Source organism: Micromonospora sp. MW-13, assembly GCF_003434305.1.
Classification (GTDB): domain Bacteria; phylum Actinomycetota; class Actinomycetes; order Mycobacteriales; family Micromonosporaceae; genus Micromonospora.
The window spans coordinates 339,687-352,528 of sequence record NZ_QKKX01000009.1 but is presented as its reverse complement, the minus strand read 5'-3'; the positions used below and the strand labels follow the sequence as shown (position 1 = coordinate 352,528).

Annotated in this window: 6 protein-coding genes; 4 read left to right on the top strand and 2 right to left on the bottom strand. The window is 68.5% G+C overall.

Annotated elements, in window-relative coordinates; all coding sequences use genetic code 11:
- The first annotated feature begins 37 nt into the window (after nt 1–37).
- The 4 genes from C5N14_RS05700 to C5N14_RS05685 all read left to right on the top strand — a co-directional run bounded on the left by C5N14_RS05700 (nt 38) and on the right by C5N14_RS05685 (nt 4,915).
- On the top strand, nt 38–454 hold the full coding sequence (locus tag C5N14_RS05700) for a hypothetical protein (protein WP_117666170.1): 417 nt from the start codon (nt 38–40) through the stop codon (nt 452–454).
- Between the two features lie 377 nt (nt 455–831).
- Nucleotides 832–1,248, top strand: coding sequence for a hypothetical protein (locus C5N14_RS05695; protein WP_117666169.1), 417 nt, complete (start codon nt 832–834; stop codon nt 1,246–1,248).
- Nucleotides 1,245–3,962, top strand: a complete 2,718-nt coding sequence (locus C5N14_RS05690; RefSeq protein ID WP_117666166.1) for a ParA family protein — start codon at nt 1,245–1,247, stop codon at nt 3,960–3,962. Before C5N14_RS05695 ends, C5N14_RS05690 begins: the two co-directional genes overlap by 4 nt.
- 251 nt (nt 3,963–4,213) lie before the next feature.
- Nucleotides 4,214–4,915 carry a hypothetical protein gene (locus C5N14_RS05685; protein WP_128763519.1) on the top strand — a complete coding sequence of 234 codons (702 nt, stop codon included), beginning with the start codon at nt 4,214–4,216 and terminating at the stop codon, nt 4,913–4,915.
- Between the two features lie 73 nt (nt 4,916–4,988).
- Here C5N14_RS05685 and pglX read toward each other — a convergent pair whose 3' ends face one another.
- On the bottom strand, nt 4,989–8,507 hold the full coding sequence (gene pglX / locus C5N14_RS05680) for a BREX-2 system adenine-specific DNA-methyltransferase PglX (protein WP_117666162.1): 3,519 nt from the start codon (nt 8,505–8,507) through the stop codon (nt 4,989–4,991).
- Nucleotides 8,504–12,646: a BREX system serine/threonine kinase PglW gene (gene pglW, locus C5N14_RS05675; protein WP_117666160.1), complete on the bottom strand. Its 4,143-nt coding sequence runs from the start codon at nt 12,644–12,646 to the stop codon at nt 8,504–8,506. Before pglW ends, pglX begins: the two co-directional genes overlap by 4 nt.
- Nucleotides 12,647–12,842: the final 196 nt, after the last annotated feature.

Here is a 12,842-nt window from a genome sequence, read left to right as displayed (position 1 = left end):
GGACAACCAACAGTCCCTGCCGCCTCCGATTGACCTCGTGACGTTCGAAGTCGGCTGCTCGGAGGTGGAACCGACAGTGGATCCGATAATGGTTACCGCCGCGACAACGCTCGTCGCGTGGACGACCAACGAACTCGCCCAGGGCGGCCGACTGGCGGTAACGGCGCTGATCGACTTCCTGAGGGACCGATTCCGGCGCGAGCCTGAGGCGCGCGAGGTCATTGAGGGGCTGCTCCACCAGCCGTCACCGGACGCTGCGCGCCCTCTTGCGGAATTGCTGGATCGCGAGGCGCAACGCGACCCGGCGTTCGGCGCGGAGTTCCAGGCCCGATGGAAGCGGACCGACGCGGCCGTCGCAGCAGGTCCGGGCGGCGTCGCCAACTCGATCTCCGGTGACGTCAGCGGGCCCGTGGTGCAAGCCCGCGACGTCCATGGGGGCATCTCGTTCGGCTGAGACGACACGACACTGACCAGCGACCTCGTGCACGGTTGCCGGTGGTCGAATTGCAGTCCTTCATCCGGGGCCAGGGGCGGCTGGTAGTACCCGCGTCGTGCGTGGTGACAACGCTCGATAACGCGGGCGAGGTCCTTCGGCTGCGGCGGCGCCGGCGACGAGGAGAGCGCCCCGCAGGCCGGCGAGGTTCCATCCCGGCGCAGGGGATTCGACCCGTCCCGGCCATCAGCACCGAGCATACCCTTAATGGGCGATGATCAGCAGGGGATGAGGCGGCTGCTGCACGTGGCTGAGATGCCAACACTGGGCATAGCCGCTGATGAAATATGACGGTGTGTTCATCTTGACCCACCAGTGGTGACGGCTACGATTCGTCGGTGCCGCTGACTGTCTCCCTCCGCGAGCTGACCAACAGCTACATTCGGCTTCGAAAGGCCGCCGAGACGAGCCCCGCACCCGTCGGGCACCTGCTGCGCTTCTACTCGGTCGAGTGCGGATTGAAGACGTGGGCGCTCAAGGATCGAAACGCACGATCCACCGCTCAGCGGCAGGAGCTCATCACGCATGACCTTCGGCAACTGGCCAGGAGCCTGAACCTCAGCGCCTCCGCCTACCGCGACCTGATGGCCTGCCGACGTCCCCCGCGAGGTGGATTCAGCCATCCGCCCGTGGAGGTGAGGGAGCTTCACGAGGCATGGAGGTACGGCGCAGAGCTTGATCCCGAGGACGAGGTGCGGGCTGTGGCAGTCTTGACCACGCTCGGAAGACTCTGCGAAGAAAGGATCGGGCGGTGAACGACGACCAGCCGAATGCCGACCAACCCGGCCACCCCGATCACCTCTTCACCTGGTTGGATGTCAACCAATACTTTGCCGATCTCGCCCGGCATGGCGGCTGGCCCCACTGGCTGCGCGAGGTCGACGCGTACTGGGACAGCGCCCGCTTCGTCGTAGATCCGACGGTGCCGGCGAATGAGGTCTGGGCATGGCTACGGAATGCTCTCGGGCCGCTGACTGTCGAGCCCGAAAACGCCGTACTCCTGCTCGATGACGCCGGTCCGGACGGCCCGCAGCGGCCACTCGCCATCGAGATCGAGGCCACCGGCGACGTCCCCCCCGCCGAACGCCGGCCACGCTGGAACGATCGCCGGGTGGTCGCCGAGTTAGCGACGGTGCTGCCCGAGCCGCAGTCGGCCCTGCCGCACGAGGTCTCCGTCGTCGCCTTCCACTCGTTCAAGGGCGGGGTCGGGCGCACTCTGCACTGCGTCGCCACCGCACGGCGCCTCGTCGAGCTGGGGCGGAAGGTACTACTGATCGACGCGGACCTCGAAGCGCCGGGAGTCACCTGGATGGTGGCCGACTCGACGCGTATCGACTTTGCCTACGAGGACTTCCTCGCGCTGGTGCACGGTGCCGTCGATGAGACGTACGTCGAAGCCATTAGCCTGGGCCGAAAGTTCCTGGCGAATCAGGAGTTGGGCGGGGTGGTAGTGCTGCCCGCCCGCCGGGACCATCTACGGGTCGCCCCACCCCGCATCGAGCCGGTCGATCTGCTCACCACCGACCGGGATCCGTACGTGTTGACCGAAGCCCTGGCCGAGCTGGGGCACGCGGTCGGCGCGGACACCGTGCTCGTCGACCTGCGAGCCGGATCAAGCGAGCTGAGTGCTCCGCTGCTGCTCGATCCCCGAGTGCTCCGGGTCTTCGTTACCAGCATCAGCGACCAGTCGGTTCGCGGCACCCGCCAGATCCTGCATGAGCTGGCCCGCCGGGCGCCCGGCCGACAACCGAGCCACCCGGACTGCGCGCTGCTCCTAACGCAGTTCCACGCGGTGGACCACGGAAACCGGCTGTCCGACGTGGTGGCCGAGCTGCGGGACAGCGCACTTGAGGTCTCCGGCCGGATCGGCGACCTCAACAACGACCTGCCGGCAACCGATGCGGCCATTCCGATTATGACCAGCCGGTTCGAGCCCGGCCTGCTGAATCTGCCGGCCAACTGGGACGAGGTGGTGGCACTCATTGCCCGCCTGCGGTTGACCGACGTGGTGGCTACCCTGGTCGAGGCACTACCCGCGACGACCAAAGCCCCCGCCTCGGTCGAGGCCGAACCGACCACGGTCGAGGAGCGGCGACACCACCTGGCCGGGGTCGCCGATGCCATGATTTACGCCGAGCAGACCGCCGAGTCGGACTTCCTCACCACTGACGCGCTCCGGAACCTCGCCGAGGCCCACCGCACGGAACTGCCGGTGGAGGTCGTCATCGGCGGCAAGGGAGCCGGAAAGACATTCACCTTCATGCAATTGTGCCGGCGGTCCGACTGGGCATCCTTCGTCCGGGACGTCGGGGTGTCAAACGCCTCGCTGGACGTCCCGACCGTGCCGGTCCTGGCCTCCACCAACCTGTCCGACGAATCGGCGAATCTGATCGATCGGCTGCGGTCGGCCGCGTCGGTCGGTCTCACCGGACGGAAGCCGGCGAGTCGGCAGGCGATTCGGGACCTCATCGCGGAGGCGCTGACCGACAAACTTACCCAGGTCGGTTGGCGACGGGTCTGGCTGGCTTGCTTCGCCCGGTCGATCGGGTTGGATTCCACTCCGGCCATGGCCGAGGAGGCTCTCACCAGCTTCGCCCGGGACCGGTCGGCAGTGTTCGTACTCGATGGACTAGAGGATATGTTCCCCAAGTTCGCCGAGCGGGCCCAGCAGCAGGACGCTCTCCAGGCACTACTGGTCGGTTGCCCGGAGTGGCTGCGCACGTTGCGCGGCCGGCCGCTCGGCTTGGTGGCGTTCGTCCGCCGGGACCTGGCCCTGGCCGCAATCCGGCAGAACCCCGGCCAGTTCGAGAAGCGATACGAGAAATACTCCCTGCGCTGGAACACCGAGGAGGCGCTGCGGCTGGCCGCGTGGGTCTGCCAACGAGGTCGAAGCCTGCCGAACGTCTCCAGCGAGGACATCCGCACCGCCACCGAGGCCCGACTCTCCGAGCTGATGTCGACCGTCTGGGGCGAGAAGATGGGCAGCGCCAAGTCCAAGGAGGCCCGCTCGGAGGTGTGGTTCTTCGCCGCGCTGTCCGACTTCCGAGGCCAGATCCAGGCTCGGGACATCGTCGCGTTTCTCGCCACTGCCGCCGCCGAGTCGTTGGGCGCCGACCAGCGCTGGTCCGATAGGGTGTTGGCCCCAGCCGCAATGCGCAACGCCCTGCCAAAATGCAGCGAACAAAAGATCGAGGCAATCCGGCTAGAGAACCCCCCGGTGCGCGAACTGCTCGACCGTCTCCGAGACCTTGACGTCGACCGGAAGAAAGTGCCGTTCCGGTTGGAGTCCGTCGGGCTCAGCAGCGAGGAGGCACGGTTACTGGACACGAACGGTGTCGTGTTCCGGGAAGGTGACCAGTACTGGATTCCGGAGATTTTCCGGCACGGGCTGGGCTTTTCGGTTCAGGGTCGGCCGAGGGTGGTTGCGATGGCGAAGTTGGTACGTCGCCGGAACGACATTTCCGGCTGACGCTCACACAAACTCCCACCCTGGCGTGCCGCTCAAACCCGTTACTGCCTGCCGACCCCGTCCCTCTATCCTCAGTCGTGGATCCATGACTGCTGACGTTGACCTGCGATGCCCGGAGCCCCGCCCACCTGGCGCGGTTCTGGATCGGCCTGATCGGCGGGAGGTCGTCGAGGAGGCCTGCGGCGGGCTCCGCGTTCCTCGGCACGAGCCGGCAAGGCGCGATTCATTTCAGACACCCCGAAGAGAGACCTATGCCTGCATCACTGCATCCGGTTCCGACACCCTCACCCGACCAGGTGCGGAAACACCTCGCATGTTGGCGCGAAGGCGACAGCGAAAAAATCGATGCTGCGCTGAGGGTTACGTTTGGGGCAATTCCACAGAACACCGATGTCGGTGCGGCCGGGGTCAAGGTCGCAGCGCTGAACAGCCTTTACGCAACCGGTATACTGGGCGTGCTTAAGGTCGCACGGCACATCGTCAGCCTGGACATCGACGCTGCACTGGCCGAGCCCGACGTAAACCCTGACCTCATCGAAAAGATCGCCATCGTTGATTTTGGTGGCAACAAGCGACGCAACTACTCTTTTGCGACCAAGTACTGCAGCTTCCACAGGCCCGACCTATACCCCATCTACGATTCTCTGGTAGCCGGGGTCCTCAACGAATTACTCAAGCAGGGTGCGACGTTCGACAACTTCGCACCTGGCGAACGCTGGGCAGCCGACTATGCGATCTGGCACCGCTCGATCAACAGGTTCCGCACGCACTATAGCTTGGAAGAGTTCTCCATCCGGGAAATCGACAAGTACCTGTGGATGTTGGGCAAGGAACGGAAGGAAGGCCACGCCCGTCGGCCAGCCTTCCGCACCCGAAGACCGCGCGGCCGTCTGACTCGCGCTTGTTCGGAGGGCACCAACTGGGCTCCTCAATCAGGCTGGCCGGCGGGGTGACCGCGCTTTCTAAACCGAACTCTCCACGCCTGGGCCGGCGACCACCGGCCCAGGCGGACTCCGCCGGCTAATCTCATGCAGACGTCGCAGCTTGGGATAAGCCCCGCAGGTTGGTTAGCTCGGCGCGGTCGGCTCCGAGCTGGGACAGCTCGGCGTCGATGAGATCGGTGAAGAACTGTGCCGGCGAGCCGGGGAAGTCGGGCCGCTCATCGGCGTGCCATTGGTGCAGCCAGAGCTCCAGCTCGGCGATGCCGGCGAGCAGCGGCAGCAGCCGCTCCGCCGGCCAGGCCGCCTGAAGCTTCCGGTCCAGGTAGACGGTCGCCAGCGCCTGGGCCTGGGCGAGGTGGTCCCACCCTGCCCAGCCGAGCAGTTCCGTGCCGTCGCCATCCCGGCCCGCCTTCGGGTACGAGATGAACCGCTCCTTCGGCACGTCGAGCTTGCCGCGCGCCCGCCAGTACGACGGCTTCGCAAAATCGGCCGAGGTGTACTTCGGCGGAACCGCGATCTGCACGCCCTCGCCCGCGTCCTCCAACCGCTGCTGCTCCCAGGTCCGCTCCCACTGCGCCCGCTTCCGCAGCCCCGACGGCTTGTAGCGGTAGGTGGCGAGGTACGGCACGTGCTCGTCGGCGACCAGCTTGGCGAGCGTCTTCGTGAGGTCGTAATCGTCACGGCTGACCCAAAGCTCCAACACCGACCGGAAGTCGTCGTCGTGGCGCACCTTGTCGGCGAGCTGCGCCACGGACTGAGGCGTAGGACGGTCGCCCCACAGCTTCGGGGCCTCCAGGCGGTCGAGCAGCCAGTCCCGCAGCGCCTTCGTCTGCATGGCGTCCCAACCGTCGGTGGCCCAGCGCCGCTTGCACTCCGGCCGCTCGATCAGCCCGATGTTGCGATCCGACTCGATGACCTCGATCCGCCGCTGCACCAGCGCCCGGTAGTCATCCGGCCAGTGCGTCGGCAGCTCCGTAACCGGCGTCGACCCGTGCCGCGCGAACCACTGCGTCTCCACCTCGCCGGCCGCCATCTTCCGCGCCAGCACGATTTCGAACGCACGCTCGCCCAGCTTGAGTTCCGGCGGCTCCGGGCAGGTCAGCTCCTCGCGAAGCAGCCCGTAGAGCCGGTAAACCTCCCAGTCCAACTCCTCCTGGAGCGCGATCATCTGCGATCGGGTCAAGTCATAGTCGCGGTTCGCCGCACGCAGCCTCTCCCGGGTCGGTACCCCGGACTCCGCGACCGCCGCCGGGGTCAGGCTGGAAAGCCGCTGCGCCAGCGAGTCGAGCACCCGCGCCCGCCCCAACGGGTACGTCTTCGGCAGCGGAAACTCCTGGAGCTTCGTCCCGGTGAACTCGTATCTCGGCTCCCAGTCCTCGTCGCCGATGCCGCCACCAATACCGCCGTTGCCCTTGTTATGGCTGACCTGCTTGAGCCAGAAGCAGGCGGTCGAGCTGTTCAGCACCCCGAGCAGCCGCAGGTGATCGTCCTCCGTCGCCTCCCGCCTCAGCTTTATCATCGGAGCATGGCGATTGAAAAGCTTCGCGCCCCTACTCAGAACAAAGTGGTTGTGGGTAGCCACAAAGGCGAAGCAAATGCATAGGGACACACCGAGTCGCTGCGATGCAACTTGGTGCCAGCCCCACCACGGGCGACCTTCTTCTTTGTAGGATAACTTGGCAAACGTCCGTCGAGCCCACAGTGACTCTCGAAGCGGCCATAGCCGACGCAGGACACCTGGATAATCAGCAATATCGAGATGTTCCGAACCGCGATGGAGAAAGAGGGAATGATCACCCCCATGAACAACAAAGTCGCGAACCGCTTCGCCAGTAACGAACTGGAGATGAGCGTCAGACTCAACCCCAACCCGGGCAAGCTGCTCCCTGGTTGCCAGCATTGACGAATCTGCGTTTGTTTGTCCGACGTAGCCGATGTTGTCCACAACGCCGCTCAAGACATCCGCGCCGGATTGGAGCTTCGACATGACTGGAGAAGCAACGCCTGCGGAGAGACTCCATGGATGAAGCGAAAGATTAGCACGTGGCAAATCAGCAATCGAGACCCATTCGGACACACTTCCCGGCTGGCCGATCTGATCCACTACAGCCCGCCAGACAAGGCCCTTCGACGGTTCGTTCGGCTGACTCGGCTCGCCCCGGACGCCAAGTACAGCTCGAACGGCAGATGCTCGCCGACGCGAATTTGCCCGCCCAATCAGGATCACGGTCGGAGTTCCGTGACCAGGAATATACGCCCCTGAAGCATCGATCACCTCAGTCAATTCAACGTGATGGGCCAGGTATTTTTCGATCAACCTCTTGCCGAACTCGCGCTTCATGAAGCCGTTACCGGTGATCTGGCCGGCGTGGCCCGCCCCCTCGCCGTGCTCGTCACCGCGCTTGGCCAGGTCGAAGAAGCGCTTGGCGAACGGCACCGTCAGCGCGTACTGGCGGTGACAAACATCGGGGTAGATGCTGCGGTAGAGCTGGTTGCGGGCCGAGTCTGCCACCGTGATGTACGGCGGGTTGCCCACAACCACCGTGTACTGCCCCTCGCGCAGGTAGTCGCCCAGCACGTCGGCGTCCTCGGTCGCGTACGCGAAGGCGTTTCGGCCCTCCAGCTCCGCGATCAGATCCCCCTGGTGCCGCGACTTCCGCCCCCAGTGCAGCAGCGAATCGCCCGTCGCAACCCGCACCGGCCAAGCCGGCGTCCGCTCCAGCGACGTCAGCCCGCACTCCCTCATCGCGGCGACCAGCAGCCGGAACCGGGCGATCGCCACCGCGAACGGGTTGATGTCCACCCCGGTCACCTGCCCGAGCGCCCGCTCGACCAGCACCCGCACGTCGGTCGTCGGCTCCCGCTTGCGCCACAGCTTCACCAGCCGGTCGAACGCCCCGAGCAGGAAGTGCCCCGAACCGCACGTCGGGTCGATGACCAAGGTCTCCGAAAGCCCGAACTCCTTCACCGCCGGCTCGAACGTCCGGTCGAGGATGAACTCCTCCACGAAGTCCGGCGTCTGCAGCAGCGCATACGTCTTCTTCGCGTGTATCGACAGGTCCTGGTACAGGTCGCCGAGGAAGCGGGTGTCGAGGTTCTCCACCCTCAGCGACGCCAGGCCCGGCCCGCGCCGGAAGAACTCCGACAGCCGCTCGGCCGCCTCACCGGAGATGTCGAACCGCCACACCGGGTTGTGCTCGTCGAAAATCTTGCCGGTGGCGCGCAGCCCGCGCAGGTACTCGAACGCCTCGCGCAGCCAGTGCCGGTCGTTGTGTCGGGGGTTGTCGATCAGGTACTGCTGGCGGTGCTGCACCGCCCGCTCGACCGGCGCAGCCGGCTCCGGGCCGCCGATCCAGAGCGGCTCGACCAGCTCGTTGTCCTCGCAGAAGCGCACGAAGACGCAGCCGAGCACCCAGGCCACCGCCGCCTGGTCGAGGACGTCCTCCAGCCAGGTCTCGAACGTCCCCGCCGTGCGCCGCGCGTCTTTCGCCTGGTCGTGCTCCTTGCGCAGCGACGACTCCAGCTCGGAGTCCCGGGCGACCACACCGCGCAGGTCGTCGGTGAGGGCGGTGACCTGGGCCTGCAGGGCCTTCAGGGGGATCATCGGGGGGCGTTCCTCATCTGCGGGGTGGTGGGGGTGTTGCTCCACTCCTCGGGCAGCCACAGGGACTGGTTGGCCGGCGAGGTGAGCGGGAGCTGCCGGCCGTCGAGCAGCACCGGCTCGGTGCGGCGGACCGGAAGCAGCAGGAGCCGGGCGGCGGGGCGGGGCCGGGTGGGGTCGGCCAGCTCCTGGATCAGCCGGAGCTGGTCGTAGCGGGCCAACGGCGCGGCCTCGGTGATCAGCACCGGCCGATCGGTCTCGGCGAGCCTCCGCTCGACGGCGGGCAGGACCTCGTGCTGGAACAGCTCCACCAGGGACCGGAAGTCGGCGTCGGTCGGCAAGCCGGTGTCGGCGGCGACGATCACCTCCCAGGGGAAGCTGAGCGACCGCAGCCGCTCCAGCATGATCGCCGTGACGTCGACCTCGGTGAGGTCGTACCGCCCCAGCAGGGCCCGGCGGGCGTGGACGGTCCGCCGGATCGAGGTGAGCGCCACCAGGAAGCCGCGCCGGTCGATGACGCCGTCCAGTCGCCTGCTGGCGTGCGCGGCGGCGTCCGGCTCCAGGAGCGGGCCGACTGTGGTGAGCGACCGGGTGCCGGTGACCGAGGAGGTGCGGTCCGGCGGGACGTACTTGGCATCCTTCGAGTCCCACACCAGCGGGATCAGCTCCCGCAGCAGCCCGTCGAGCTGCGGCCGGGGCGGCAGCTCCTGGGCGCGGGCGAACCGGGTGCGCACTCTGGCGCGTACCGTCTCGGGGTCGAGGCTCTGGCCGACCAGCGCGCCCGCGGCGAGGCGCAGCGCGCGCTCGGCGGGCATCCCCGCCGGGTAGAGCTGGCCCTGCGCGTTGACGGCCACCTCGCCGCCGCTGCCGGCGGCGGCGAGCTGCAACAGCCGGGCGTCGCTCAGCGGCGGCGTGCCGGCCGGCGGCGCCTCCAGCGCCCGCAGCTCCTCCACGGCCCGGACCCGGGTGGGCAGCGGGTCCGCGCCGGCCAGCGCGGTGGCGCGCCGGCCGAGCCGGGTCACGTACCCGAGCAGGTCGTCGGCCGTGCGCTCGATGCCCGGGTCGTCGGGCTCCCGGCCGATGAGCACGGTGTCGCCGCCGCGCAGCCGATGCATGGCCAGCCGGGCATCGCCGCCCCGGGCCAGCTCGGTCTCCACGGCCGCCCGGACCAGGCCGACGGCCTGGGCGGTACGCCTCGGCTCGGCCGTGTAAGAGCCTCGGGCGACGATCAGCGCCTCGGCGATCTCCTCGGCGGAGCCCACCCCGCCCCGGCCGTCGAGCAGGGCGACGATCTCGTCGCGGACCAGGCCGAGGGCGGCGTTCGGCTGCCAGTCCCGGCCGACGACCCGCTTGATCAGGGTGGAGATCTGCGGTTGCTGCTTGCCGGCCACCCGGGCCGCGTCCGACTGGGACGGCCAGCGCAGGTACCTGCCCTCGGCGTCGGGGGCCTGACCGAGCAGCACCTGCACGGCCGCGCGGTGCCAGGCCGTGCGGCCGACGACCTCCGGCAGCAGGGTGGCGCAGAGCGCCTCGACGCCCTGCGCGTGCGGGTGGGCGGGCGCGGGCGGCTCCCGCTCGGCGTCGAGGAGATCGCGCAGCTCCCGGGTGCGGGCCAGGATCTCCTTGCGGGTGGCGTCGGGGACGCCCCGGGCCCGGGTCAGCGCGGACGGCTCGGCGTCCAGCAGCTCGCCGACCGTGGTGAAGCCCAGCCGCTCCAGCGCCGAGCGGGCCCGCGCGGTCAGCTCGGTGGCCTCCAGGGGCGAGGTGCGGCCCAGCGGGGCGACCGCCCCCGTGTCGTCGGTGGCCTCCGCCGCCGGCTCGGGAATCTCCCGGAACACCGCCCGCCAGGCGTCGGTCATCTCGTCGAGGGTGTCGAACCGGTCGGCAGTGTCCCGGGCGAGGGCCTTGGCGAAGAAGGCGACGAACCGGTCGGCGACCGAGGGATCGAAGGCCGAAGGGTCGAGGGTCACCTCGTCGGCGACGGTGGCCGGGTTCGCGCCGTCGCCCCAGCGGGGCAGCGTGCCCGTGGCCATCTCGTACAGGGTGACGGCGGCGGCGAACCGCTCGGCGGCGGCGTCGAAGCGCAGCCGGCGCGGCGGCCCGAGAAACGGGTCGAGGTAGGCGGTGGTGCCGGCGCTGAGCTGGTCGGCCGGCACTCCCGCGAGGGAGAAGTCGAAGATGCACAGGTGCGGCTGCCGGTCCTTCGGCCGGGGTCGGGCCGCCAGGTTGGCGGGCTTGATGTCCCGGTGCCACACCCCCTGCCCGTCCAGGAACGACACGATTTCCAGCAGGTCCCTGCCGTAGCGCTCCAGCAGGCCCAGCGCCAGCCGGCCGCCGCGCAGGTCCTCGGCGAGGGTCCGCTCCCCGGCGTTCTCCAGCAGCAGGGCGGTGCGGTTGCCGACCTTGATCGGGCCCTGCACCAACGCCGCCACCCGGGAGTCGCGGAGCTTGTCGATGGTGCGGGCCTCGGCGGCGAACCGGTCGGCATACTGCTCGTCGCGGGCGACCTTGAGCACCAGCTCCCGTCGGCCCTCCGGGGTCTCCTGGGCGACGGAGAGCGCGATGGCGGTGGCGCCGCTGCCGAGGTTGCCCAGCACGCTCAGGCCGCCGTCGAGCACGTCGCCCCGGTGGGCCTGCAACGGATCCACCACCGGCACGGGCTCCGGGGCGGTCAGCTCCTCCCAGACCATGTCCATCCAGGTGAGGAACTCCCCCACCCGCTTCATCCGCTGCCCCGGGTCGCCCCGGGTCGCGTCGTAGACCGCCGAGACCAACGCGTCCGGCATGCCGTCGGCGACCGCGTCGAGGTGCAGGCCGCCGTCGGCGACCGCTGCGAGCAACGCCTCGGCGGAGGTCGCCGGCTCGACCCCGGCGAAGATCCGGTACGCCAGCGCGCCGAGGGAGAAGATGTCGAGCTGGTGGCCCGACAACTCCTCCAGGATGGCCGCCTCGGGGGCCTGGTAGCGCCGGACCACGTCGTCGAAGAACAGCTCGATGCTGGCCGGATCGGTCAAAGAGCCGAGCGTGGTGACCCGGGTGCCGGGCAGCCGACCGCCGGTCTGCCAGTCGGTCACCACGAGGGTCGGGCGGGGGCCGTCCGGGTCGCAGACGAAGACGGCCCGCGGGTTCAACGACCGGTGCGACAGCCGCCGCGAGTGCGCATGGTCGACGATCTCGGCGAGGTCCTGCACGAGCTGGAGGCGTTGGGCCAGTTGCAGCCGGCCGTCCCGCTCGGCCAGCCACTGGTCCAGGCGTACCCACTCGGCGCGGTGGTCGAAGACGACCGCCGGCCCCCACGGGTGCTCGACCAGGTCCAGGGCGCGGGCGATGCCGGGGTGGTGGATGCCCTGCAGCAGCCGGAACTCGCGCTCCGCCGCGAGCTTGATCTTCGGTACGTCCTCCTCGGCCGACCGGCTGGTCAGGTAGAACCGCACCCGGCGCAACAACTCGGTGCCGACGGTGTGGTCGGCGAGGAAATCCTGCCAGCCGATGCCCTCGGCGAACGGCCGCTGGTGCAGCACGAGCTGGTTGACCCGGCGGTCGGCGACCGAGGGGCGGATCCGCGCGCCCTTCACCAGCTCGACGATCTGCCGGCCCCGGACCGCGTCGACGCGGTTGCGGGCGTCGACCGGCTGGACGAGCAGCAGCTCCTTCAGGCTCGGCAGGCGGGAGGTGCTGCTGCCGTCCAGGCCGTAGACGTGCTGGCGTCCGATGTCGTCCAGGTCCCCGCGCATGTTCTTGGCGTGCAGAAAGACCGCCGCCTGGACATACGGGACCTTCGCGCCATGCGGCGCGTACTGCTGGATGACGCTGCGCAGCCGCTTCGCCTTGCGGTTGACCAGGATCAGCGGGCTGTCGACCACCTGGGTGCGGCCGTTGGGCTTGTGCCGCCGCCACTGCTGGCCGTCCCCGGACACCGGGCCCTGCCAGTGCTTGAGTTCCAGCACGTAGAGGCCGCTACGGGTGAGCACCAGAGCGTCGACCTCGTTGATCGAGCCATCGGTGCCGACGAACTCCACGTTGGCCCAGACGTGGAAAGGTTCGGCATCCGGCAGGTAGGCGGCCAGCTCGCGCAGGCCCTCCTGCTCGTGCTGGTACGAACTCGGATTGATCTGCTCCCAGCGTGGTGAGTCCTCACGCATGCCGCACCGAGCATTCTTGCACGATCATCAGTGCCACTCCCGGATAACAGACCGTCCTACAGCCCGGTGGACGGTACCGCCCGCTCCCATTCCTGCCCATAGCCCGGAGGTCAGGACAAGCGAACCAGACGATGAAAATCGACATTGACCGCCCCGATTCGGTGCCTCACCTGGGAATTCGGATTCCCTACGCCAC